Below are 23,630 nucleotides of genomic sequence, written 5' to 3' on the forward strand. Positions count from 1 at the left end.
CAAACGCGAAGCTTCTAAACTTCGATATTCCGGATTAGCTCAGCGGTAGAGCAACCGGCTGTTAACCGGTTGGTCGCAGGTTCGAATCCTGCATCCGGAGCCATTTATTTACTTCCTTTTTTAAAAATCTCTCAAACTATCCTCGATACTAATTCATCTTTAAACAACTTTTCTATACTATAATCAATGAAAATTTTATAAGGAGGATAGATGCAGATTTCTCAAGAGGGGCTCCTCACACAACTTGGCTACCACCCAGATGATAGCAACATTCGCCAACTAGAAGCTATTCAAAAAGCTACTCCTGGCTTTGAGCAGATACAAAAGCATATTGTTGCACTCAATGATCATCTCAAAAACTATGGTGGTTTTGTTGCAATGTCAAACTCCCATCCCTACTTCAAAATAAAAATTGAAGCCACTGAGCCTTCAGCAATCGAAGTAGCAAAAAACGAGATATCCAAATGGGCAGACAAATATAATGTTAAGCTTCAAAAAGTTGAAAACAAAGAGACCTACTATATTTTGGGCGTAGAAAAATAATCATCTCTTCGCATCAGCTAAAACTAAAGCAAAGAGCGGGTTTGCACCTGCTCTTTTTACTACACTGTAAGCTTCTTTGAGAGTAGTACCAGTTGTAACTACATCATCAACTAAAATAATATCTTCTTTTTTGCCCTTGTAAATAAAATTTCTAGGATTACTGAGGCGAAATGCAAGAGATTTACCTGCATAGCTTACACTGTTATTTGCCCATAAAGTATTACGACGTAGTTGAAGATTTTTGCTCTTCATACTGTGAGCTAAGATTGCTGTATGAGAATAGCCATGCTGAGAGATTTTATCATCAATTGCAACAATTCCTGCATCCAAATGAAACTCTAAAGCAAATTTACGCAAAGAGTTATTAGCTAAGATTTTATAAATGTAACTCCCAATATAGTGATATTTTGTATATAAAAGCTCTTCTATCTCAGAATAATCGTAAAAGCTATACACAAAAAAGTTGTCAATAAGCTCTCTTTTTCTTAGAGTTGGTTGCAACAGCTCTTTTTGACACTTTTTGCAAATATGTATAAGAGAAAACCTCTCACACACTAAACATCTCACACCATCTCCTCAATAAGTCCTACAGCCTCCTCTATCATGGAATATAAGAGTTGCTCAATTTTTTTCTCATAATCTATTGGGATAATATGAAGCGCTCTGTTAATAGCAATTTTTTTAATAAGTAGCCTATTTTTTTGAGATAGTCTTACTTCAAGCAGCAGTTTGCCAAAAAGATTATTTCCACTTTTTTGAGGAAAATATACAATACGCACTTTTTGAATTTTCAAATGAATAGCGTACGTTGCAAGCTTTTTGTTTTTTGTTTGAGAAAGTTTTGCTTTAAGAAGCGATCCAATACTTTTATCAATCTTGATAGGTATTTTTTGGTTTTTATCGACAATATACCCAAGTAGAGGAGAAATCTGCTCTTCAATTACAATGTGCAAAGATGTATTGGAAACAAGAGTCACTTGCGGGGAGAGCTCCACACTTTTGTAGCTACATCCAAGGAGGAGCAGTGCTACAAAAGCAAAGAGGCGCATTAATCAATCTTCAAGACACTTAAAAAGGCTTCTTGGGGTAATTGCACTTTACCTATAGCTTTCATACGTTTTTTCCCAGCTTTTTGCTTTTCAAGAAGCTTTCGTTTACGTGTAATATCACCACCATAACATTTTGCAGTAACATTTTTGCGCATTGCGCTCACGGTCTCTCTAGCAATAATCTTGTTACCGATACTTGCTTGAATAGCCACTTCAAAGAGCTGCCTTGGCACGAGCTCTTTCATCTTTTTGACAAGCTCTCGTCCTTTATATTGCGCCTTATCCCTTGGAACAATAATAGATAGAGCATCTACTACTTCACCTGATACGCGAATATCAAGTTTTACAAGATCCCCCTCCTTGTAGCCACTTGGCTCATAATCAAAACTCGCATACCCTTTCGTGACAGTTTTGAGCTTATCATAAAAATCCATAACAATCTCATTCATCGGGATCTCATACTCAAGCATCACACGATCTTCAGTAATATAATCCATTTTTTGCTGCACACCTCGCTTTTCGCTTAGGAGGTTGAGCACATTACCCAAAAATTCTGTTGGCGTAATGATAGTCGCTTTCACATAGGGCTCATAAATTGTATCAATCTCTTGGGGAGGTGGAAGTTCGCTGGGATTTTGAATAGCAATCTCCATACCATCTGTTTTTTTGACTCTATATGTAACAGTAGGCGCAGTTGCAATGAGTTCCAATCCAAACTCTCTCTCCAAGCGCTCTTTGACTACCTCCATATGCAAAAGTCCCAAAAATCCTACGCGAAAGCCAAATCCAAGAGCTGCTGAAGTCTCCGGCTCATAGGTAATGGCTGCATCATTGAGTTTGAGTTTATCAAGCGCTTCACGCAAATCTTCAAATCTATCGGTATCGATTGGGTACAGACCAGCAAAGACAAAGGGTTTTGCCTCTTCAAACCCTTCAATAGGCTCAGCTGTAGGATTTTTAGCATCGGTAATAGTATCTCCAACCTGCACATCACCGATGTTTTTAAGTCCCATAACAACAATGCCAATCTCACCGGTTTTTATAGCATCTGTTTTTTGGGGAGAGAGGGGATGAGGATACATGAGATCTAACACCTCGTGCTGCTTACCTGTACCCATGACAAGCACCTCTTGTCCCTTTTTGATCTCTCCATCAAAAACACGCACCAGTGCAAGAGCTCCCAAATAACTATCAAACCAACTATCATAGATGAGCGCTTTTGTAGGTGCTTTAGGGTCACCTTTAGGTGCTGGAATGCGTTCTACAATAGCTTCAAGAAGCTCTTCTATGCCAATCCCTGTCTTTGCACTCACCTCAATTGCATCTGTACAATCAAGCCCGATAGTATTTTCAATATCCTCTTTAACCCTATCAGGCTCAGCCGCTGGCAGGTCAATTTTATTAATGACAGGAATAAGCTCAAGATCGTTTTCCAAAGCGATATAGACATTAGCAATTGTTTGCGCTTCTACTCCCTGGCTTGCATCCACTACAAGGAGTGCTCCCTCACTTGAAGCCAAAGATCTACTCACTTCGTAGCTAAAATCCACGTGTCCAGGTGTATCGATGAGATTGAGAATATACTCTTTGCCATCTTTTGCCTTGTAACGAAGCCGCACACTTTGGGCTTTAATAGTAATGCCCCGCTCTTTTTCTATATCCATCGTATCCATCACCTGCTCACTCATCTTGCGATCTTCAATCGCTCCACAGGTCTGGATAAGCCTATCGGCAAGTGTACTTTTTCCGTGATCGATATGTGCGATGATGGAGAAGTTTCTAATATTTTCCATAGTAACCTTTTTTAATGAAAGAGACTATTTACGCTCTCATTATAGTAAACTCTTCTAATAACTTCACCAAAAAGATTGGCAACAGAAAGCACCTTAATTTTGCTGCACTCTTTTTTAAGAGGCAATGTATTTGTCACAACCAACTCATCAAGCTCGCCCTCCTCAATCCTCTCATACGCTGGACCGCTAAGCACAGGGTGTGTACAGCAGGCCATAACAGAAGTAGCTCCTTTTTCTTTAAGCGCTTTTGCTGCTTTGACTATTGTGCCTGCAGTATCAATCATATCATCAACAATAATAACATCTCTTCCTTCCACATTGCCTATGATATTCATAACTTCAGACTCATTTGCTTTCTCACGTCTTTTATCAACAATGACCATGTCATATCCAAGCTTCTCGGCAAAATATCTTGCTCTTGCAACACCACCAATATCTGGACTCGCAACTACAGGACTATTGAGATTTTTACTTCTGACATACTCTTTGAAAATAATAGAACCATAGAGGTTGTCCACGGGAATATCAAAAAAGCCTTGAATCTGCCCCGCATGGAGATCCATTGTAATAACACGCGTAATACCCGCTTTTTCCATCATATTTGCAATAAGCTTTGCTGTGATGGGAACTCTCGGCGCTGCTTTTCTATCCTGTCTTGCATAACCAAAATATGGCACAACAGCAGTGATAGAAGCTGCACTCGATCTGCGCAGGGCGTCAGTCATTATAAGTAGTTCCATCAAATTATCATTTGCCGGCGCTCCAGTAGGTTGCACGATGAATACATCACGTCCACGTACAGACTCTTTTATCTGCACATTAATTTCACCATCACTAAATCTACTCACAGTCGCCTGTGAAAGAGGAACACCCAAATATTGCACCATTTGTGCAGCAAATTCCGGATGTGCAGTACCAGAAAAGACTTTATAACCTCTCATTATCACTCCCATAACTTTTTGTTGTAATTATAGCTAAACTATCCATCCGCCACCTAAGACTTTTTCTCCCTCATAAAAGACCCCAGCCTGCCCTTTTGCTACTCCATAGACAGCCTCTTCTAATTCTACTAAAGCTACATTCTCATCTATTTTGACATGACAGGGAACTTTATGGGTGCGGTATCGCACTTTTATAAAACAATCAAACTCTTTTTTTTCTATAAACATATTGAGCCCACGCAAAACAATGCGTTTCTTGGCAAGTTCCTCTTTTTTACCAACAACTATAATATTTTTTTGGGGAATCATATCTACTACATAGTGTGGCTCGTGGGCACCATGGACGCGAAATCCTTTACGCTTTCCTATTGTATAGTGCATATATCCTTTATGCTCACCTATCACTTTACCGCGCTTATTGACTACTACACCTGGCATATCTACTTGCGTATGCTCTTTGAGTACATCTATGTAGCTGTTTTGTACAAAGCAGATTTCGCTACTCTCTTTTTGCTCTGCAATAGAACGCAAAAGTGGGATTTGCAAAGCCTCTTTTTTCACATCCTCTTTGAAACGTTTCCCTAGAGGAAAAATAATGCGTGGCAAAAATTCACGTTTGAGATTAAAAAGAAAATAGCTCTGATCTTTTGTTTTATCTACTCCTTCATAGATAAATTGTCCATCTGTTATAGCATAATGCCCCGTAGCTACATGCTCAATTCCCAGTTTATCTGCAAAGGCTATGAGTTCTGTAAACTTCATTACACGATTACAAAGTGCGCAAGGATTTGGCGTAAGCCCAGCAATATAGCCATCAACGAAGGGCTTATATACCCGCTCTTGAAACTCCTGCATACGATCTTCTATGTGGTATTCAATTCCTAGCAGTTTGGCTACCTGTTTAATATTTTGAATATTCTTTTCATGATACTCTTCATGGGGATGAAACTTAAAATATACCCCAACAACCTCAAAACCCTCTTTTTGTAGCAAAGTAGCAGTAAAGGAGCTATCTACTCCTCCACTCATTGCTAATAATACTCTTTTCACCCTTTCTCCTCAAATTTGTTGCAAAAGCCTTTTAAAAAATATAGCAATATTTGGTGTCTCTTTGATATGTTCTCCATCTTTTGTCAAAGAGTTTGTCAGTTTTTTGACTATATTGGCAATTTCAATTGCTGGAATCGATGAAGCATAAGATTGCACAACAATCTCACGTCTTTTTGATGCCTCTTCGATTAAGTTGCTCTTTTCCACATATCCCAAAAACTCTAAGTGTGCATTGGAATCGATGTGTTTTTTTGCCACACTCTCTAACTTTACAAAAATCTCATGCGCCTCTTTTGCACTTTTAGTGCGATTAACAACAAGATAGATTTCGCTTTTTACTTTGAGAGTATATTTTATCATAGAATAAGCATCCATTATAGCTGAAGGATCTGGAATGGTCACAACTATCGTATCTGTAGCCGCTTTAATAAAGCTTTGTACATACTCTCCTATCCCAGCTCCCGTGTCAATTATTAAAAAATCGAAATCGTTAAACTTCTCTACTCCAGCAAAAAACTTCTCCAAAATATCACTATTTTTGTACTGGAAGATCTCCTCCCCACTTTCACCTGGTATAAGATAGAGGTTGTTATTGAGCTGCACAACTATATCTTCAAAATTTGCATCACCTTTTAAAACATCTAAAATTGTATTTTGCGGTTTTACATTGAATATTATATCTTGGTTGGCCAAACCCACATCTGCATCAAAAATTGCTGTTTTATATCCATAAATCGATAAAAGATAGGATATATTTGCAGCCAAAGTACTTTTACCAACACCCCCTTTGCCACTGGTAATCGTTACAAACCTCATCTAAACTCCAACAAAAATTTTAGAGGAATTATAACCGATTCACGCTCGCTCCAAAAGGGATGAGGAATGAAAAGATCTTTTTTGTTTACTATTTTGTCTTCAAAAAAGATAATATCTACATCAAGTGTACGGGGAGCATTTTTAAAAGTACGCTCCCTTTTAAAACGTTTTTCAATATATAAAGCATAATGAAGGAGCTCTTGTGGAGAAAATGTAGTATCTACTGCAATGATAGAATTATAAAAATCGGCTTGTTCCATATACCCAAAAGGTGGATTTTTAAGAATAGGAGCTGTTGCAATTGGTCTGATTTTAGGATTGGATTTGAGGAAGAGCAGAAGCTTTTTGAATCTTCTTTTCACATTGCCAATATTACCACCAATGCCTAAAATAGCAAGATTATTGTAGCATTTTGTCTGTAATACAGCAGGAAATCCTCCAGTAAAAAAGAGCTGTAAATCTTCACTGATACTCTTTCTCAACTATAAAACCTCTGCTCGTCCATTGCGCAGTACCACCATATCTTCAATGCGTATACCAAACTCCCCTGGAATATAGATACCTGGCTCTATAGTAAAGACCATACCGTCTTCTAAAATCTGTTCATTACGCGCATTAATAAAAGGCATCTCATGGATATCTAATCCTACTCCATGCCCCAATGAGTGGACAAAATATCCCTTAAACTCACTGCTATCGATAATTTCTCTAGCAATTTTATCAAGATCTTTTGCTCTCATTCCGATTCTAGCAGCACTTATCGCTTTTTCTTGCGCTTTTCTTACTATATCGTAAGCTTTTTGGATTTTAGGGTTAGAAAACTTCTGATCTTTTTCAAAAGTTATATTTTCATCATAATAACTTGTACGTGTGCGATCAGAGCAGTAGCGCTTATATTTGATGCCAGCATCAAAAAGAATCAAATCCCCTCTGTGCAATGCTTTATCACTTGGTAAAGCATGAGGTTTGGCAGCATTTTCGTTGATTGCCACAATAGGATCGAAGCTAAGATCATACTCTCCATGATGAGTTAAAACTGTTTTTGCTTCCCAGTGGAGGAACTTCTCTTTTTTACCTTCACTTTTTTGTAGAGTCTTTGCAAATGCATCAAATGCCAAAGCATTGAGCTGTGCAGATTTTTGGATAAGAGCTATCTCCTCTTCACTTTTTATAATACGCTTTTGCCAAGAGAGATTGGGCTTGGGAGTAAGTTGCAAAGGAAGTTTGCGCAAACTCTCCAGTTGTGCACAGCTAAACTCATTGGGATCATAAAAGAGTTTTTTGCATGTACTTTTGCGAAGAATTTCCCGGGCAGCTTTGTAGAGATCGCGCGCTTCTATAACAGCGGCATTTTTAACATGCTCTTGTGCTTCGATCGTATAGCGTGCATCTGTGATAAAAAACTTTTCACTTCCTAGACACAAAAGCAGCTCATTATCGCAACTAAAACCTACCTCATAGTAGACGGCATTTTCATCTTTATATATGCAGTCCAAAAGGATCTCCTCCTTAGGACTGCTGTTGTGCTTGTTGCTGTGCTTGCTGTTGCGCTTTTATCGCTTTAATCTCTTGAAAAATCTGATTCATTGCTACCATAGCAAGGTGGTAACTAAATGGACCAAAACCGGTAATCACTCCAGCACAAACAGGAGCTATCATACTCTTTTGACGAAACTCTTCTCTTCGATAAACATTGCTAAGATGTACTTCAATAGTTGGAAGCTGTACTGCTGCTATCGCATCACGAATGGCAATAGAGGTGTGCGTATATGCTCCTGCATTAATAATGATGCCATCTGCATCACCTAAACACTCTTGAATCTTATCAACAATTTCACCTTCAAGATTTGATTGGAAAAACTCAATATCCATACCATTTGCATCAGCAAAAGCCTTCATCTGCGCATGGATCTCTTCAAGTTTCATTGGACCATAAATCTGTTGCTCTCTAATACCTAACATATTAAGATTTGGACCTTGGATCACCATTACTTTCATACAAATATCCTTTTGTTAAAATTTTGGTTATGATTATATCAACTTTTAGCTAAAGGAGTTTTTATTGCAAATAGCTTATGCGAAATATCTCCTCACTCCACATACTATAGAGCAAGATATGGCTATTGCCTATGATAAAGAGATTATAGCGATTGCTCCTTTAGAAAAACTGCGCGCACAGTTTCCAAGTGCAGAGATTCATGACTATGGAAATGCCGCACTCCTCCCTACTTTTGCCAATCCCCATGTGCATTTGGAGTTTAGTGCAAATAGGGCAACGCTGAGTTACGGGGATTTTCTCGTTTGGCTCTATAGCGTGATTGAGCATAGAGAAGATCTCTTGCCACGCTGTGAAAAAGAGTGTTTAGAAGAAGCAATAAAACAGATTTTACACTCCGGTACAAGTGCAATAGGCGAAATTAGCAGCTATGGTGAAGAGATGGAACTGTGTGCCGCCTCACCACTTAGAGTACACTTTTTTAATGAAATAATAGGCTCCAATCCAGCAGCCGCAGATGTTATGTATGCCTCATTTATTGAGCGCTACGCGCGGAGCAAAAAACTTGAATCACCTACATTCAAAGCGGGCATCGCTATTCACTCTCCCTACTCTGTGCATTATATCTTGGCAAAAAAAGCTTTGGAAATAGCAAAACGTGACAATGCACTTGTAAGTGTACACTACGCTGAAAGCCGTGCTGAGAGAGAGTGGCTTGATCATGCTACTGGTCCATTCAAAAAATTTTTCAAAGAGCTTTTAGGCCAAAGTACGCCAGCAAATGAGCCGATGCGGTTTTTAGAGCTTTTCCAAGATTTACGCACACTTTTTGTGCATATGATCAATACAACAGACAAAGAGCGCGAACTCCTTAAAAATTTTGATGCTACTATCATCCACTGTCCTGTCTCTAATAGACTCCTTGGCAATGGAGTGCTCGATATCGATGCGCTGCACAATCCTTATACTCTCGCTACAGATGGGCTAAGTTCCAACTATTCACTCAATATGTATGAGGAGATGCGTGCAGCTCTTTTTATGCATCCCTATAAGAATGCAGTCACTTTTGCAAAAGATCTTATAGTAAAATCTACAGATTTTAGCCATGAAATTCTTGGATTTCCTGGCGGTAAAATCGCTCCAGGCCTGCCAGCAAATTTTCAAATTGTCGATATTCCAGATGATTTACGAGCTCGTGAAGAGATATACTTGCATATTATTTTGCATACACAACTTCCCAGAAAGGTGATCATAGATGGAACAGAACTCTAACAATAAAACAAACCCTCTAAAAATACTCTTTTTACCTATTACGGCTACACTTGATTTTATTCAAAAGTATTTCAAAGCAATCATCTTTTTGCTCATTGTACTGCTACTTTTTGGAGTGATGCAAAAAGAGCAGATCTCTCAACCAAATCTCATGGAGATCTCACTTGATGGTGCAATTTTAGATGCAAAAACAGTCTTAGAACAGATTGAAGAGGCGCAAGATGAGAATATTAAAGGTGTGCTTTTTGTAGTGAACTCTCCAGGAGGTGCAGTTGCACCATCAGTTGAAATTAGTTATGCAATTAAGAGACTGCGAGAAAAAAAACCTGTAGTAGCCTATGCAGCAGGTACAATGGCTAGTGGCAGCTACTATGCAAGTATCTGGGCAAACAAAATTATTGCAAACCCTGGAAGTACTATAGGATCTATTGGTGTTATTTTTGAAGCGCCAAATCTTCAAAAACTTCTCGATAAAATCGGCATTGAGCCACAAGTTGTTAAAGCTGGAAGATATAAAGAGGTAGGTACACCTTTTCGCAAATGGAGTGAGCTTGAAAAGGAGGAGTTAAAAAAGGTAATTTCTAATACATACAAGATGTTTACTACAGATGTAGCAAAAGCACGAGGTCTTGATCTCAACAACTCTTCACAATGGGCAGATGCACACATATTTACCGCCTATGGAGCTAAACAGGTTGGCCTCATTGATGCAGTTGGCACACAGTATGAAGCAAAAAAAGCAGTTGAGAAACTCGCACATGTAAAAAAAGCTGTATGGAAAAAGCCAAGCGAATTTGAAAAAATGCTCAAACGCGTCACAAGTGAGACAAGTAGCAAACTTCTCTCACTCCTCTTTGGAGGGAAACTCTTCTAAAAAAGTAAACTCCCAATAGGGTATAAAAGAGGCAAAAAAGTAAGTAAAAGCCTCTTGCCTCTTTCCATTTACTAAAATTTCGATAACTTTTCTTTTATAGTAGCGTGGATGCTCCTCGAGTCTATCAATCTGCTTGAGTGTTGCTAGATTAAGGGCATAGAGCTCGCCTCTAATGCGCTTTCCCTTACCTGGCTTATCAATAAGATAAGGATACCATCTCTTTGGAGCAATGAGGGGATAAGCTTGCAATGTTATTGCCTCACCCAAAAAGGTTGCTTCGTGTAAATAAAAATGATTGCATAGCCCTTTTTTGAGTGTACCATAAACGAAGAGTTTATAGCACATCCTTACTCTCAACTTTTACACCTACGCGATAGTGAAGATCTTGAAGCTGCACCTCATCACCTATTTTAAGATCGGATAGCATGACAGGTTTGCCATTCTTTACTACTTGTGCACTCCCTTTTGGCAGCTCCTTTGCTCTATATGCCATCTCCATCTTTTGCTGTAACAGTATCAACTCATTTGTTTTTGCCTGCAACTGCATTGCTAAACTATTGTGCAATGCTTGCAGGAGTCTAGGGATCTCTTGCTCTTTGGTTTGTATACTTATGCGCAGAGCCTGTGAAAAACCCTGGCTAAGATTGAGGATTTGTTGCCTATATAGCTCTAGTCTTCTATGAGGAGAGAGTTGTGCCATGGACTGCTGTATATGGCGAAGTTCTTGTTCTTTGAGTCCCACAATGCTTTGCATACGCTTGTGCATCCTATCCATAAGTGTATCAAGATAGAGTAGTATCTCCTCTTTGTCTGGCAAAATCCTCTCAATGGCTGCACTAGGCGTTGGAGCACGCAGATCTGCAACAAAATCACTAATAACATAATCGATCTCATGCCCTACTGCAGAGACAACGGGAGTTTTTGCTTTGTAAATTGCTTCAGCAACTATCTCTTCATTGAAGCACCACAGATCTTCAATACTTCCCCCACCCCGTCCTACTATCATAACATCGGCCCCAAGAGAGTCTGCTATCTCGATGGAGTGAGCAAGATCTTGTGCTGCCTCTTTTCCCTGTACCAAGGAGTTTACAATATATACCTTCACTAAAGGCCAGCGTTTATCAATAATGCGCAGCATATCTTGCAACGCTGCACCAGTAGCAGAAGTAACGATTGCAATAGTTTTTACAAAATCTGGAATTGGGCGCTGCTTTGCAAAATAGCCCTTTGCTTCAAGCTTTTTCTTGAGTTGCTCGAAAGCTATCTGTAATGAGCCTGCACCTGCTGGATGTAGCTCTTTTGCATAGAGTTGATACTCCCCTCTTGGTGTGTAAATTCCGATGCGGCCCTTGAGGATAAGCTTTTGCCCCTCCTCTACCCTAAAAGGTACACTGCGCAGATCACTGCGAAACATAACACAACGAATGACGCTTTTTTCATCTTTGAGGCTAAAGTAGAGGTGTCCGCTGGTATGGTACGTAGGCCTGCTCACTTCTCCTTCTACATACACCTCAAGAAAGTGAGACTCTAAAAGCGATTTTATCTGCTCATTGAGCTGAGAAACAGTTAAGACCTGCATGGAGCTTATACTTTTTTAGCAATAAAGAGTGTAGAGATCCCAAAAGAGAAGGCTTTCACATACTCCATAGTAAACCCTACAGCCTCAAGCTCCTCAATGAGCTGCTCTGTAGTCAAAAAGCTATCAATGGAGTTTGGAAGATACTCATAGGCATCTTTGTTTCCTGATACCATGCCTCCTACCCTTGGTAAGATATTTTTCATATAAAACTCGACGATGTTATCCATGAGATTTTGCTTGCGCCGTTTGGTAAATTCTAAGATAACAAGCACTCCTCCCGGCTTTAAAATGCGATAAAACTCATCAATTGCCTCTTTGCGCTCTACAACATTTCTAATACCATAGGTGATACTGACAAATTCTGCTGCCTCGCTTGGGAGAGGAAGATCTTGTGCAAATGCAACTACATAGGAAAAGTGTGGAAACTTCTCTTTTGCTACTTCAAGCATTCCCTCAGAAGGATCTACTCCAACAAAATCATCTACACCAATCCCTTTTTTGCGAGCTGTCTGCTCCCAAAACCCAAGCATATCGCCAGTCCCGCACGCTACATCTACAATACGCTCTATGCTATCATTATTATAGATCTCAAATGCCCTCTCGCAGGCTCTCTTGCGCCATACAATATCACTGCCAAAACTAAGAATCCTATTTGCAATATCGTAACTTTTTGCAATATCGTCAAACATTGAAACTATTTTTTTCTGCTTATCCATTCTTACTCCATATAAGGAGATCATCCCCTATGTTTTGTGTATGTAAAAAACGTAACTTCTTATTAAAAGTATAATTTGGTTTTTCCAAAGATTTGGGAGCAATGAAGATCATATACCAATCTACTAGTGCTCTTGTGGCTTTAAGCATTCCCTCGCCCCCTTCTACCATAATGAATTTATACTCTTTTACTCTTTCCAAACTATCTTCTATAAATACTTCTCTCTTTGGAACTTTAAAAAGAGGAATCTTTGCATCAAACTCTGTTTTTTTAGAGTAGATAAGAACATCAGGGGCACGTCCTTGAACAAGGCGGCTATCCAAGATAGGTCTATCTTTTCTCACGGTATTCCCCCCTATCACAAGGAGGTCTATTTTATTGCGCAACTGGTGCACTATCTCACGTGATTGAATATTACTAATAGTTCCAGCTGTTAAATTTCCATTGATTGTTTGAGCAAATTTAAAAAAGATGAATCTACTTTTACTCCAGCGAATAAAAGGCTCAAGAAGATCTTTTGCTTCTTGCTCTTTAACACCTACTACTACCTCCAAACCACTCTCTTTGAGATAGCGTGCACCACCTGTAGCCTTTTTGTTTGGATCTAAAATTGCAATAACGATTCTTTTAAATCCAAGATTTTTAATCAATAGTGAGCAAGGAGGAGTTTTTCCATAGTGAAAGCAGGGCTCTAGCGTTACATACATCGTAGCGTCTCTAAAGAGCTCACCTGCATTTTTTAATAAGTAGTTGTGGAGATGCAAAGACTCATTTATAGGAAGTATCTCCTCATCTTTTGTCAAAGCGTAGTAGGCATCTTTGATAGCCAACACTTCAGCATGGGGAGCACCTGCTTGTTGGTGTGCTGCAATGCTAAGAAGCTTCCCATCTTTGACAACTACTGCACCCACGGCAGGATTGGGGTATGTTAATCCTTGAAATTTCCAGGCTTCATCGAGTGCTGCCTGCATGTAGAAGCTATCGAAATTTACCATTCAAAATAGGTCTTTGCACTGGAGATATTATCAAAATCGATACTTATTTTGCCTTGAGAGGTTTGTAGCGTAATCTTTTTATCTTCTACCCCTACAAGTTCTCCTTCGTAAACTTCTCCATCAATTGTAGTGATACGTACCTTCTCTCCAATAGAATTTTCAAAATGAGAAAGCTTTTTGAGTTTTCTCTCAATTCCCGGAGAGCTTACCTCAAGATTGTAATCACCCTGTACGGGAGGATGAACATCAAGCAGTGGAGAAATGAGTTGCGAGATCTGGACACATTTATCAAGACTCACACCCTCTTTATCTGTAATTGTTACCCGGTAAATCGTCTTGCCCCTCTCGCTCACTGTCTCAATATCATAGAGTTTCGCTCCACATGATTCTACGATATTTTTTATATCTTGCTCAAGACTCACTTCTCTTCCTTTATCTTTGCAAAGAGATCTTCGATTTTCTTCTGCTGATCTAGAAGCTCATCAAATTTAAAATGGAATTTTGGACATTTAAACCAGCCACTCATCTCTAAGCAGTAACTTTGCAAAAGAGGTGCTGCTTTTTTAAGGGCTTTGAGAATCTCTTTTTGCTCCTCAGGTGAATAGAATGATTTGTCTATATAGACATCTGCATCGTATCCACCCTTTTTTACATCAACTTCTGTCACAGTAATGCCATGCAACCGCTCATCATCTAACTGCCCTACTGCTTCACTAATAAGCTCTCGCAGCAGCGATGCTTGGCGTTTTCTTTTTATTTCACTTGGTTTCACATTTACTCCTACAGCGTTGCTGCTTCCTCAATCTCTTTGTAGGCTTCAATAACATCGCCTGGCTTGATATCATTGAAATTCTCTATCATCATACCGCACTCATACCCTTTGCTCACCTCTTTTACATCCTCTTTAAAACGTTTGAGTGAACTGATCTTACTATCATAAATAACAACGCCATCTCGAATTACGCGTGCTTTTGCATTTCTTTCAATTATTCCATCTGTGACCATACATCCTGCAACTGTACCTACTTTTGGTACGTTAAAGGTCTCTCTTACTTCTGCTTGTCCAATAGACTCTTCACGAATCACAGGTGAGAGCATACCGCTAAGCAGTGCTTTGACATCATCAAGTAGATCGTAAATAATTGAATATGTTTTAATAGTGACACCAAGCTGCTTTGCTTTCTCTTTTACACTTCCAGTAGGTCTCACATTAAAGCCAAGTATCACAGCATTTTCACTCGCATCCGCTAACGTTACATCGCTCTCACTGATAGCCCCTACTCCTGAGTGGATAACATCGACTTTTACCTCTTCGTTTTTGAGTTTATCAAGACTTCCTTTAATAGCCTCCAAACTTCCTTGCGTATCAGCTTTGATGATGACAGGCAGCTTTTTGAGCTGTCCCTCTTTGACAAGTTGGCTAAGCTCTTCAAGAGTCACTTTTGTAGTTTTGGAGAGCTCTTTTTGTCTTTCATACTCTGCTCTACGCTCAGCATACATCCTTGCAGTCTCAGCATCTTTGACAGCTATCATAATCTCCCCTGCAGGTGGTACTTTATCAAGTCCTACCACCATACCGGGCTCGCTTGGGGTTCTGGTTTTCACCATTTTACCCATATCATCGATAATAGCTCTAGCGCGGCCATATGCCACACCGCATACCACATGATCACCAACTTTCAATGTCCCATTTTTCACAATAACTGTCGCTACCGGTCCACGCCCTTTTTCCAAAGAGCTCTCAATGACAACAGCTTTTGCCTCTCGCTTTGGATTAGCCTTGAGCTCCATGAGCTCAGCTTGGAGTAATATCGTATCAAGGAGTTCATCTACACCTTCACCAGTTTTTGCACTCACATTCACAAACTCATACTCTCCACCCCACTCACTAGGAGTAATGCCAAGCTCTGCCATTTGTGATTTTACAAGATCAGGATTTGCATCTGGTTTGTCAATCTTATTGACTGCTACAATCATCGGAATATCTGCATTTTTAGCGTGATTGACAGCCTCTACTGTTTGAGGTTTGACGCCATCATCTGCAGCTACAACGATAATGGCAATGTCTGTAGCCTGTGTCCCACGTGCACGCATCTCAGTAAAAGCTTCGTGCCCAGGTGTATCTATAAATGTAATCTTTTTGCCATCTTTTTGGATCATATATGCACCAATATGCTGGGTAATGCCGCCAGCCTCACGTTCAGCAATCTTCGAATGCCTGATAAAATCGAGCAAAGAGGTCTTTCCGTGATCCACGTGTCCCATGATAGTAATAACAGGAGGTCTCTCTTCTAAATAGTCATCTTCAATCGCATCATACGCACTTACATAATCGAGTTCTTCAAGTACATCTTTGACTTTAATTTCGAGTCCAAACTCTTCTGCTAAGATCTCTATTGTCTCTTTATCTAAAAAGTCATTTTTTGTAGCCATCATACCAAGATTAAAAAGAACTTTTATAACATCTGCTACACTTTTGCCAGCCTTTTCAGCAAATTCGTATACTCTTACCTCTTCTGGAATTTCAACGACTTTTACTTCTCCCTCGCTCTTTGTCTCTTTTTTCTTACGCTTTTTCTTTTTAGATCTACTTATTCCCGTCTGCTCAACATTAAAACTTTTGCGTGCGACTTTTACCTGCTTACTTGGCGTTTTTTTAGTCTGTTTTTGCTCCTCTTCAACTTTGTTGAGCTCTTCACTAAAATCTGGCAGTACAACAACTTCTTCTTCTAACTCCAAACTCACATCGCTCAAATCTCTATCTTCGAGTATTTCTATTTTCTTGCCTTCCTGTTTTTTTGCAGGAGCAGGAGCTTTTTTCGCTTTTTTCGCTTTTCTTTTCAGCTCAAGACCTTCACTCTCTTGTGACTGCTCTTTTTTTTGCTCTTTTTGCTCCTCTTCTACTTTAGGCTCTGGTTTTCGTTTTTTCTTAACAATTACCAATCCCCGACGTTTTTTCAATGAAGGAGGAGTAAGAGACTCTTTTTTCTCTTCTGTTTCTTCTTTTTGCTTTTTGGGTTTATTCTCTTCTTCTTTGGCCTCTGGAGCTGCAACCTCTTGAGGTTTCTCTTCTTTTGGTGCTTTGGCTTTTTCCTCTTGTGGTTGGGGCTTTGGTTTTGGTTGCTCTTTTTGTGGTGTTACAGAGGCTTTTTCTTCAGATTGTACTGGGGCACCACTCATAATATATTCAGTAAGTTTTTCAGCCTCCTCAAAGGTTACAGTACTTTGTACTCCGCGTACCTTAAGCCCCATCTCTTTGGCTTTATCTAAAACATCTTTACTTTTGAGGCCTAATTCACTGGCTATCTCATGGATTCGCACTTTATCCATTATCAATAATCTCCTTTAACATTTTCAAAGCCGAGGCAGGATCTGTTTTACAGATTCGAGCGAGATTTTTAGAGAGGTTTTTATCCTCTAGGCAGGATTTGCATATATAAAAGCTTCTGCCAACTCCGCCATAGGCATATATCTTCTTCTCCTCACAGCGAAGTCTGCTGAGCTCGTCTTGATAAAATCGTTGTCTACAATTGATGCACATTCTTATCGGCTTTGACATTGGGACTAATTATATCAAAAAAATATGCGTAAAGAAATAGATGGAGTATTCTTACTCCTCTATTATGATCCCTTGATTGTCAAAATCCAAAATTTTAATAGCAAATTTGGAAAATCTATTTTGCAATTTGTATGCAAGAGGTTTTGCATCCTCTGCATATACCATATTGAAAAATGTAGAACCACTGCCTGAGAGCGTACTCATCAAAGCCCCATTTTGCAACGCTAGCTTTTGTACTTCAAAGAGTTCTGGCATTGCACGCATACGGATATCTTGGTGGAGTTTGTCTTTAGAGGCGATACGTAGCAGATCCCACTCCTCATTAAAGATAGCTGCTGTAAGAAGAGAGCTATGAGAGATATTAAAAACTGCATCACTCAAAGAGAGTTTACGAGGAAGTTTGGTGCGTGAATGGGAAGTAGAAATAGGTCTATTTGGTATAACAATAACAGCTTTGAGATTTTGAGGCATCTCTTTTTTTATACTATATACTCTACTGTTTTCAACAACAGCAGCATTGAAGCCTCCCATAACAGCAGGAGTTATATTATCGGGATGTGGCTCATAGCTCAAAGCCAAACTCAACAATCTTTGAGAAGATAGAGGAATACCAGCCATTGCATAAGCTGCAGCTATTGCACTTACAATAACTGCTGAGCTACTTCCTAGCCCTCGTGAAAGAGGTATTTTATTATAAAAAGTAAAGCGAAATTTCTCTTTTTTATCTACTAGATTACGGTAATGCTCATTAAAAATAGAGATAAAAATATTATTACCTTTGAGGCGAAAACTCTTTGAACCCTCCCCCTTTATAGAGATACTAAAAAATCTACTTCTTTTTATACTCACTTCATTACGCAAATCCAATGCTACACCCAGTGTATCAAATCCCGGCCCTAAATTTGCACTTGTTGCTGGTACACTTATAAACAATACTACGCCTTTACCGCAGGGATAACATAGAGTGGACTAGTCTCTTCTTCACTACACGCTAAATCTTGCAGATTTTGCGGCAATTGAAAACTGCTTTCCACTTCACCCTCTATTTTTTTTGTCACAATTTTACCATTTTCTTCTACAAAATAGAGGTTTCCTACAGCTTTTATTGGCTGGTGATTGTTAAATGCAAATCCACTACAACCAAAAAGTCTAATATTGCGAGCAATTTGGAGAGTCTTTAAGAAAATATAGACAAGTTTAATAGCCATAAAACTTCCTGGGCCTCTTGCAAAGTAGACACTCTTAATGGTATAACGCTGTAAGAGATTTTTAAAAATTTGCGGCAAAATATCGCTCGTCTTCTCCTCTTTGACTATAGTTTCTGTGAGCTTACCATCTTGATAAACTCCAACGAGGAGTGGTGAAGAGAGGCCAACTACGACAATATCTACATTACTCTTTTGCGTAGGCAGCCCCAAGCACAAATCCTTCTTCGTTTGTACCTTTTGTTTCAACTATTTCATAAGCATCAGGATTTGCAAGAAGTTGTTTTGTCAGAGCGTGGTTGAGTGCATGACTTCCTGCATACGCCTCATACTCGCCCATAATCGGACAACCAAGCAAAGAGAGATCACCTATTGCATCTAAAACTTTATGTCTTACAAACTCATCTGGATAGCGCAGACCTTCTGGATTGAGTACTCTGTTTTCATCAAGCACAATAGCATTTTCCAAACTTCCACCTCGTGCCAATCCAATACTACGCAGATACTGCACCTCTTTTAAAAACCCAAATGTTCTTGCTTTTGCAATCTCTTGAAGATATGCTTTTTTGCTAAATTCAAATCGTAAATACTCTTTACCAATTACAGGATGAGAAAAATCGATGGTAAAATCAAAAATCATAGAGTTTGAAGGTTTGAGTTTCACATACTTATTTTCTTCTCTCACCTCAATCTCTTTTGTAATTTTTAACACTTTTTTAGAAGCATTGAGTGTAGCAATTCCAGCCTCATCTAGCAGCATACAATAGCTCATTGCGCTTCCGTCCATTATAGGAACCTCATCATTATCCAAAATAATGAGGAGATTGTCGATCCCATAGCTATATACTGCACTCATGAGATGCTCAATAGTGGAGATACTCTCGTCCCTCTTTCCAATTACAGTAGCCATTTTTGTATCGACAACGCTATCTGGATGGAGAGGAATATAGAGATTTTTATCTTTTCTATAAAATATAATTCCTTCTCCTGCGCCAAGAGGCTCTAAGCGCATTTTGACAGGAACTCCTCTATGTAACCCGATACCGACTAATTCTACCGCTTTTTTGATTGTAGTCTCTTGCATCTCCATCCTTTATCTTACTACCATTTTAGCAAAATTATCTAGTGGTGTCTATTATCTTTTTGGCATCACGCAATATATCAGAAATGTTAACTTTAATCCATTTTTTATCCATCCATTCTGAAGGATGCACCTCTATACCTTGCACCAAGACACCAAAGTGAAGATGATCTCCTAAAGCCAGACCAGTATTTCCTGTTTTAGCTATCGTTTTGCCTCTTGGTACATGCTCGCCTTTTTTTACTAAAATGCTTGAACAGTGTCCATAGAGGGTATAAAGCCCTAGTCCGTGAGATATGATTGGCATATTGCCATATATGCCGTTATAGTCTGCAAAAACCACATCTCCAGCATTACTCGCCTTAATGGAAGCTCTTTTTACACTTGCAAGATCAAGCCCAAGATGGTAAGACTCACTAACCAACTTTCCATGATAATAGTAGTATCTATGTGTACCAAAACTAGCCACTGGTGCTGCATTTTTCAATGGGTAGAATGGCTTTAAAACAAATTTTTGCAACAATTTTTGCGGCACTTTTGATGTGAGAGTATGAATAAGCTTCTCATTTTGCTCTCGCAGCGTTTCATTGACAAATTTAAATTTCTCAATTAGATCCATCCCTTCTGTTTGCGGATAATCTTCTGCTAAAATCGAGACTTTTCCTTCCAAAAAGCTCTTTTTAAGATGAATGATACTCTTTTTATATCGCCTATTTTTTAAGTATAGCGGTATATGTATCTTTGCTCTGTTACCAGCTTTATCGTATGCCACAATATCAGCACGAAAACTCTTTTTCCATAAAGGCCAGGCAATGAGGGCAGCGTAGTAACCTTTTTTATAAAAAGGCTCAGCATAAAATTTTTTGCCAAAATTGGTTTGAATGTAAAACTCTTTAAGATTTTCATCTTTGCATCCAAAAACTACAAGCGCACTTCCACCTTTTAAAATAGCATAGGAGTTGGAAATGAGAGTAAGTTCAGGTCTTTTTGTATCAATATAAATCTTAACACTCTTCTTAGCACTATTACCCAAAAAATAGTTCCAATAGCTTCTATCACGTACCTCTATCTCAAGCTCAGCCTTTTTGGAAGGAAACTCCATGTCTGCAGGTGCTTTAAGCTGGAGTTCTACCTCTTTTTTAGGAGTGTTAAGTATCTGCTTTTCAAGTGTTTTCTTTTGCTTTCCATTACTTATGACAACTGTATACTCTTTAATAGCTTCATTATCTGTAAGCTTTATTTGAATAGGTTTTTTAAGATTCCAATAGATCTTATCGGAAATTGCAATCGTTGGCTTTTCTCTCTCAAATGCTTTTGATGTAGAAATAAAATATGCCACTCCCCCAATAATTGCCACTACTGCTATAAAAAGATATAAACCCTTTTTACTTCTTCTCAATATCTAACTCCTTTGCTAATATGTCTAAAATATCTTCTTCTACTTTTTTAAAATCGTTTAAAGGCGATGTAAACCCTGCAGCCCGTTTGTGGCCACCCCCGCCAAAAACGAGGGCAATTTTTCCAACATCAACAAAATTTTTCGATCGCAGTGATACCTTGATATTTCCATTTTCTTCTTGGCGTAAAAGCATTGCTACTTCCACTGTTACAAGGCTTCTAGCCATATTGAGTGCATCATCAGCCATCTCTTTTGTTGCACCTGTAGTTTTGAGCATCTGTTGGGTAAGATATAAAATCGCAACTTTTGCATTGAGTCTTAGCGTTAACGTTTCTAATACAAGAGGAAGTAAACGAAGCTTCGCTAGAGGCTCTCGCATAGTAAGCTGATTTGCTACATATTCAGGCACTACTCCTATTTCGCAAAGCTCTTTTGCAAAAGCAAAAACATCTGCATTGACACTATCGTACTTGAAAAAGCCGGTATCATCCACTAAAGCAGTATAAAAACAGAGTGCACTCTCTTGCGAAATTTGTACACCGCACTCTTGTAAAAACCTATATACCACTTGAGAGGTTGCAGCAGCTTTAGGATCGATAATATTAAAATCTCCGTACAGCGTATTTGTACGATGATGGTCAAAATTAATAAGTGGCAGTTCCATTTTTGGAATTCCTAGCCTATCAAAACTCCCACAATCAAAACTTATGAGGAGCTCAGATTTAGGTGGTAAACTCTTTTTTATACTCTTAAATCCTGGTAAAAAATCGAGATTGTAAGGAAGTGGTGTGACATTCACAACTGTTGGCTTCTTGCCCATTTTCCGTAAAACATGGTACATCCCAAGAGCGCTACCGAGTGTATCAGCATCTGGATTGACATGGGTAAGAAGAGTGATATATGTTGCTTCTTCTATTCTCTTCCACGCCTCTTTCATAACTCAATCTTCATAGAGATATCTGGCCATACTGCTTGATGGACAATACTCCCACTACTTATAGCATCTATACCAGTATCGATATACTCTTTGATGTTTGCAGGTGTAATATTGCCGCTTGCTTCAATCAAAACATGAGAAAACTGCTCGTTGCGCAGCTCCACGACTCTTTTAATCTCTTCAATTTCCATATTATCACACATGATAATATCGGCTCCCGCTTCCATAGCCTCTTTTGCTCTTGCGAAACTTTCACACTCTATCTCTATTTTTGCTGTAAAGGGAATCGCTTTGCGCGCTTTTTGCACAAAGGAGCCAAGATCTTCTATTGTAGCTAAGTGGGTATCTTTAAGCATCAAACAATCATCTAGACCCATTCTATGATTTATTACTCCACCTATTCTTGCTGCATACTTTTCAAATACCCTTAGTCCAGGCCTTGTCTTTCTCGTATCCAAAACCTTGATTTTTCCACCACTGAGCTTCACAAACTCTTTCGCTTTTATTGCAATACCAGAGGCGTGTAAAATAGTATTGAGAAGACTACGCTCAGCTTTTAACAGAGCAATCGATTCTCCATACACATAAGCGATTATGTCACCCTCTCCAAATGCATCGCCATCATTTTTTTGCCATGAAACCTTGAGTCCAAGCTGTGCGGCAATTGCATCGGCATAAGGCTGCCCAGCTAAAACGCCCTCACTCTTTGCGACAATTTTTGCAGCAGCCTGTCGTGACTCCCCTACTCTTTCAAAGAGATCGCCTCTTCCTATATCTTCAGCAAGTACCGCTTTTGCAAACTCCTCTATTCCCATTACGCCTCCAGATACGCAAACATTCTCTCAAGAGCCACTTTTGCCCAGTGGATTGTCTCTTCATCAACATGGATCTCATTTATAGGATTGCCTTTTTGGATCTCAAGAAGAGTATTATAAACATCTTCGAGAGTCGTCTCATTCATTGTAGGACACTCTGGCTTTGTAGATGAGAGGACATAGGTATTTTTTGACCTCAGTCTATGCACAAGATTATACTCCGTGCCTACCGCAACTTTTTGCTCAAGAGGCAAAGATTGTACATATTTGATAATCTGGCTTGTAGATCCGACAAAATCGGCTACTTCACACACACTTGGATCGCACTCTGGATGCACCGCTATTTTAATGCCAGGATACTTTTTTCTAAAAAACTCGACATCTTTGAGGGTAAAGAGCTGATGCACTGAGCAAAAACCGTTATAGCAGATAATATCAGCTTGGGCTATCTCTTGCGGCTTATCAATCCCTATTACTGCACTCTTAAGCCCCATTTTTCGCGCAACATTTTGCCCTAAGCAGCGATCAGGTACAAATAAAATCTTCTTTTTGCTCTCCATAGCCTTTTGGATAATACTCACAGCACTACTGCTCGTACATACAGCACCACCCATCTGTCCTACTTTTGCTTTTACTTCAGCGCCGCTATTGATATATGTTATAGGTAAAATATCCTCTTTTGGTATGCCAGCTTCTACCATCGCTGCTACCGACTCATCAAAATAGGTACTATCTATCATTCTTGCCATGGCACAACATGCAATTTTTGGCATTGCAACTCTTTTTTGAGGAGCCAATATCTTGACACTTTGCCCCATAAATCCTACACCACAAAAGAGGACCCACTCGCTATCGCTCTCTTTTGCCCTCTTTGCAAGTTCTAAACTATCACCAGTAATGTCTGCAATCTCATAAACCTCATCTTTTTGATAGTAGTGCGCCACAATTGTGACGGAGAGTTCGTTCTTTAGCTCTTCAATACTCTTTTTCAACGCTTCGATACTACTCAAT

General features: G+C 39.2%; 27 protein-coding genes and 1 tRNA gene. 4 read left to right on the forward strand and 24 right to left on the reverse strand.

The genetic code is table 11. The annotated features are described in order from the left end of the window. Window positions 1–28 precede the first annotated feature (28 nt). Both NITER_RS06200 and NITER_RS06205 read left to right on the forward strand, forming a co-directional pair. A tRNA-Asn gene (locus NITER_RS06200) sits at window positions 29–103 on the forward strand. Between the two features lie 107 nt (window positions 104–210). Further along, window positions 211–543 (forward strand): hypothetical protein, encoded by a 333-nt coding sequence (locus NITER_RS06205; RefSeq protein WP_197685299.1) that lies wholly within the window; start codon window positions 211–213, stop codon window positions 541–543. Here NITER_RS06205 and NITER_RS06210 read toward each other — a convergent pair whose 3' ends face one another. Genes NITER_RS06210 through aroQ form a run of 9 tightly spaced genes read right to left on the reverse strand, consistent with a single transcriptional unit; the run spans window position 544 to window position 8,190 of the window. Beyond that, window positions 544–1,110 carry a ComF family protein gene (locus NITER_RS06210; protein ID WP_084275364.1) on the reverse strand — a complete coding sequence of 189 codons (567 nt, stop codon included), beginning with the start codon at window positions 1,108–1,110 and terminating at the stop codon, window positions 544–546. Further along, the gene (locus tag NITER_RS06215) at window positions 1,107–1,592 is read right to left on the reverse strand and encodes a hypothetical protein (RefSeq protein ID WP_084275363.1); all 486 of its coding nucleotides are present in this window, start codon (window positions 1,590–1,592) and stop codon (window positions 1,107–1,109) included. Before NITER_RS06215 ends, NITER_RS06210 begins: the two co-directional genes overlap by 4 nt. Next, entirely contained in the window at window positions 1,592–3,385 is a 1,794-nt protein-coding gene (lepA, locus tag NITER_RS06220) for a translation elongation factor 4 (RefSeq protein ID WP_084275362.1), read from the reverse strand. Before lepA ends, NITER_RS06215 begins: the two co-directional genes overlap by 1 nt. An 11-nt stretch (window positions 3,386–3,396) precedes the next feature. After that, entirely contained in the window at window positions 3,397–4,326 is a 930-nt protein-coding gene (locus NITER_RS06225; RefSeq protein ID WP_084275361.1) for a ribose-phosphate pyrophosphokinase, read from the reverse strand. 33 nt (window positions 4,327–4,359) lie between these two features. Then, the gene (gene mnmA / locus NITER_RS06230) at window positions 4,360–5,376 is read right to left on the reverse strand and encodes a tRNA 2-thiouridine(34) synthase MnmA (protein ID WP_231988936.1); all 1,017 of its coding nucleotides are present in this window, start codon (window positions 5,374–5,376) and stop codon (window positions 4,360–4,362) included. Between the two features lie 9 nt (window positions 5,377–5,385). Beyond that, window positions 5,386–6,192, reverse strand: coding sequence for a P-loop NTPase (locus NITER_RS06235; RefSeq protein ID WP_084275360.1), 807 nt, complete (start codon window positions 6,190–6,192; stop codon window positions 5,386–5,388). Further along, window positions 6,189–6,674, reverse strand: a complete 486-nt coding sequence (gene folK, locus NITER_RS06240; protein WP_084275359.1) for a 2-amino-4-hydroxy-6-hydroxymethyldihydropteridine diphosphokinase — start codon at window positions 6,672–6,674, stop codon at window positions 6,189–6,191. The genes NITER_RS06235 and folK overlap by 4 nt, the downstream gene beginning before the upstream one ends. Further along, complete coding sequence (locus tag NITER_RS06245) at window positions 6,675–7,688, reverse strand: M24 family metallopeptidase (protein WP_084275358.1); 1,014 nt, start codon at window positions 7,686–7,688, stop codon at window positions 6,675–6,677. A 13-nt stretch (window positions 7,689–7,701) separates the two neighbouring features. Next, window positions 7,702–8,190 carry a type II 3-dehydroquinate dehydratase gene (aroQ, locus tag NITER_RS06250; RefSeq protein ID WP_084275357.1) on the reverse strand — a complete coding sequence of 163 codons (489 nt, stop codon included), beginning with the start codon at window positions 8,188–8,190 and terminating at the stop codon, window positions 7,702–7,704. A 64-nt stretch (window positions 8,191–8,254) separates the two neighbouring features. On the opposite strand from aroQ, the gene mqnF reads away from it, so the two are divergent. Then, window positions 8,255–9,460 (forward strand): aminofutalosine deaminase family hydrolase, encoded by a 1,206-nt coding sequence (mqnF, locus tag NITER_RS06255; RefSeq protein WP_084275356.1) that lies wholly within the window; start codon window positions 8,255–8,257, stop codon window positions 9,458–9,460. Next, complete coding sequence (gene sppA, locus NITER_RS06260) at window positions 9,444–10,334, forward strand: signal peptide peptidase SppA (RefSeq protein ID WP_084275355.1); 891 nt, start codon at window positions 9,444–9,446, stop codon at window positions 10,332–10,334. Before mqnF ends, sppA begins: the two co-directional genes overlap by 17 nt. Here sppA and NITER_RS06265 read toward each other — a convergent pair. Genes NITER_RS06265 through nadA form a run of 15 tightly spaced genes read right to left on the reverse strand, consistent with a single transcriptional unit; the run spans window position 10,305 to window position 23,629 of the window. Further along, the gene (locus NITER_RS06265) at window positions 10,305–10,679 is read right to left on the reverse strand and encodes a gamma-glutamylcyclotransferase family protein (protein ID WP_084275354.1); all 375 of its coding nucleotides are present in this window, start codon (window positions 10,677–10,679) and stop codon (window positions 10,305–10,307) included. The two genes, sppA and NITER_RS06265, sit on opposite strands and share 30 nt — an antisense overlap. Then, entirely contained in the window at window positions 10,669–11,913 is a 1,245-nt protein-coding gene (xseA, locus tag NITER_RS06270) for an exodeoxyribonuclease VII large subunit (protein ID WP_084275353.1), read from the reverse strand. Before xseA ends, NITER_RS06265 begins: the two co-directional genes overlap by 11 nt. Before the next feature lie 5 nt (window positions 11,914–11,918). Further along, entirely contained in the window at window positions 11,919–12,629 is a 711-nt protein-coding gene (gene ubiE, locus NITER_RS06275) for a bifunctional demethylmenaquinone methyltransferase/2-methoxy-6-polyprenyl-1,4-benzoquinol methylase UbiE (RefSeq protein WP_084275352.1), read from the reverse strand. Next, the gene (ribD, locus tag NITER_RS06280) at window positions 12,622–13,623 is read right to left on the reverse strand and encodes a bifunctional diaminohydroxyphosphoribosylaminopyrimidine deaminase/5-amino-6-(5-phosphoribosylamino)uracil reductase RibD (protein WP_084275351.1); all 1,002 of its coding nucleotides are present in this window, start codon (window positions 13,621–13,623) and stop codon (window positions 12,622–12,624) included. Before ribD ends, ubiE begins: the two co-directional genes overlap by 8 nt. Then, the gene (rimP, locus tag NITER_RS06285) at window positions 13,617–14,045 is read right to left on the reverse strand and encodes a ribosome maturation factor RimP (protein ID WP_084275350.1); all 429 of its coding nucleotides are present in this window, start codon (window positions 14,043–14,045) and stop codon (window positions 13,617–13,619) included. The genes ribD and rimP overlap by 7 nt, the downstream gene beginning before the upstream one ends. Beyond that, a complete protein-coding gene (gene rbfA, locus NITER_RS06290) occupies window positions 14,042–14,395 on the reverse strand; it encodes a 30S ribosome-binding factor RbfA (protein ID WP_084275349.1) in 354 nt (117 codons plus the stop codon). Before rbfA ends, rimP begins: the two co-directional genes overlap by 4 nt. An 8-nt stretch (window positions 14,396–14,403) precedes the next feature. Further along, window positions 14,404–16,953, reverse strand: a complete 2,550-nt coding sequence (infB, locus tag NITER_RS06295) for a translation initiation factor IF-2 (RefSeq protein WP_084275348.1) — start codon at window positions 16,951–16,953, stop codon at window positions 14,404–14,406. Continuing rightward, the gene (locus tag NITER_RS10220) at window positions 16,946–17,182 is read right to left on the reverse strand and encodes a DUF448 domain-containing protein (protein WP_084275347.1); all 237 of its coding nucleotides are present in this window, start codon (window positions 17,180–17,182) and stop codon (window positions 16,946–16,948) included. Before NITER_RS10220 ends, infB begins: the two co-directional genes overlap by 8 nt. Before the next feature lie 51 nt (window positions 17,183–17,233). Then, on the reverse strand, window positions 17,234–18,115 hold the full coding sequence (gene thrB / locus NITER_RS06300; RefSeq protein WP_084275346.1) for a homoserine kinase: 882 nt from the start codon (window positions 18,113–18,115) through the stop codon (window positions 17,234–17,236). Window positions 18,116–18,117: 2 nt separating this feature from the next. Further along, complete coding sequence (locus tag NITER_RS06305; RefSeq protein WP_084275345.1) at window positions 18,118–18,600, reverse strand: hypothetical protein; 483 nt, start codon at window positions 18,598–18,600, stop codon at window positions 18,118–18,120. Continuing rightward, window positions 18,575–19,471 carry a UDP-3-O-acyl-N-acetylglucosamine deacetylase gene (lpxC, locus tag NITER_RS06310; RefSeq protein ID WP_084275344.1) on the reverse strand — a complete coding sequence of 299 codons (897 nt, stop codon included), beginning with the start codon at window positions 19,469–19,471 and terminating at the stop codon, window positions 18,575–18,577. The genes NITER_RS06305 and lpxC overlap by 26 nt, the downstream gene beginning before the upstream one ends. Before the next feature lie 34 nt (window positions 19,472–19,505). Next, window positions 19,506–20,867, reverse strand: a complete 1,362-nt coding sequence (gene pgp6, locus NITER_RS06315) for a peptidoglycan metallopeptidase Pgp6 (protein ID WP_197685296.1) — start codon at window positions 20,865–20,867, stop codon at window positions 19,506–19,508. Continuing rightward, a complete protein-coding gene (locus NITER_RS06320) occupies window positions 20,854–21,804 on the reverse strand; it encodes a DHH family phosphoesterase (RefSeq protein WP_084275342.1) in 951 nt (316 codons plus the stop codon). Before NITER_RS06320 ends, pgp6 begins: the two co-directional genes overlap by 14 nt. Then, the gene (nadC, locus tag NITER_RS06325; RefSeq protein WP_084275341.1) at window positions 21,801–22,619 is read right to left on the reverse strand and encodes a carboxylating nicotinate-nucleotide diphosphorylase; all 819 of its coding nucleotides are present in this window, start codon (window positions 22,617–22,619) and stop codon (window positions 21,801–21,803) included. The genes NITER_RS06320 and nadC overlap by 4 nt, the downstream gene beginning before the upstream one ends. Beyond that, window positions 22,619–23,629 (reverse strand): quinolinate synthase NadA, encoded by a 1,011-nt coding sequence (gene nadA / locus NITER_RS06330; RefSeq protein WP_084275340.1) that lies wholly within the window; start codon window positions 23,627–23,629, stop codon window positions 22,619–22,621. The genes nadC and nadA overlap by 1 nt, the downstream gene beginning before the upstream one ends. Between the last annotated feature and the right edge of the window lies 1 nt (window position 23,630).

It is taken from the genome of Nitratiruptor tergarcus DSM 16512 (genome assembly GCF_027946175.1).
GTDB lineage: Bacteria > Campylobacterota > Campylobacteria > Campylobacterales > Nitratiruptoraceae > Nitratiruptor > Nitratiruptor tergarcus.

Bases quoted from the DNA above. Each gene is read 5' to 3' on its own strand.
- NITER_RS06205 (WP_197685299.1), top strand. From the start codon at position 211: ATGCAGATTTCTCAAGAGGGGCTCCTCACACAACTTGGCTACCACCCA.
- NITER_RS06215 (WP_084275363.1), bottom strand. From the start codon at position 1,592: ATGCGCCTCTTTGCTTTTGTAGCACTGCTCCTCCTTGGATGTAGCTAC.
- lepA (WP_084275362.1), bottom strand. From the start codon at position 3,385: ATGGAAAATATTAGAAACTTCTCCATCATCGCACATATCGATCACGGA.
- NITER_RS06225 (WP_084275361.1), bottom strand. From the start codon at position 4,326: ATGAGAGGTTATAAAGTCTTTTCTGGTACTGCACATCCGGAATTTGCT.
- NITER_RS06235 (WP_084275360.1), bottom strand. From the start codon at position 6,192: ATGAGGTTTGTAACGATTACCAGTGGCAAAGGGGGTGTTGGTAAAAGT.
- aroQ (WP_084275357.1), bottom strand. From the start codon at position 8,190: ATGAAAGTAATGGTGATCCAAGGTCCAAATCTTAATATGTTAGGTATT.
- sppA (WP_084275355.1), top strand. From the start codon at position 9,444: ATGGAACAGAACTCTAACAATAAAACAAACCCTCTAAAAATACTCTTT.
- NITER_RS06265 (WP_084275354.1), bottom strand. From the start codon at position 10,679: ATGTGCTATAAACTCTTCGTTTATGGTACACTCAAAAAAGGGCTATGC.
- xseA (WP_084275353.1), bottom strand. From the start codon at position 11,913: ATGCAGGTCTTAACTGTTTCTCAGCTCAATGAGCAGATAAAATCGCTT.
- ubiE (WP_084275352.1), bottom strand. From the start codon at position 12,629: ATGGATAAGCAGAAAAAAATAGTTTCAATGTTTGACGATATTGCAAAA.
- ribD (WP_084275351.1), bottom strand. From the start codon at position 13,623: ATGGTAAATTTCGATAGCTTCTACATGCAGGCAGCACTCGATGAAGCC.
- infB (WP_084275348.1), bottom strand. From the start codon at position 16,953: ATGGATAAAGTGCGAATCCATGAGATAGCCAGTGAATTAGGCCTCAAA.
- NITER_RS10220 (WP_084275347.1), bottom strand. From the start codon at position 17,182: ATGTCAAAGCCGATAAGAATGTGCATCAATTGTAGACAACGATTTTAT.
- lpxC (WP_084275344.1), bottom strand. From the start codon at position 19,471: ATGCAAGAGACTACAATCAAAAAAGCGGTAGAATTAGTCGGTATCGGG.
- NITER_RS06320 (WP_084275342.1), bottom strand. From the start codon at position 21,804: ATGAAAGAGGCGTGGAAGAGAATAGAAGAAGCAACATATATCACTCTT.
- nadC (WP_084275341.1), bottom strand. From the start codon at position 22,619: ATGGGAATAGAGGAGTTTGCAAAAGCGGTACTTGCTGAAGATATAGGA.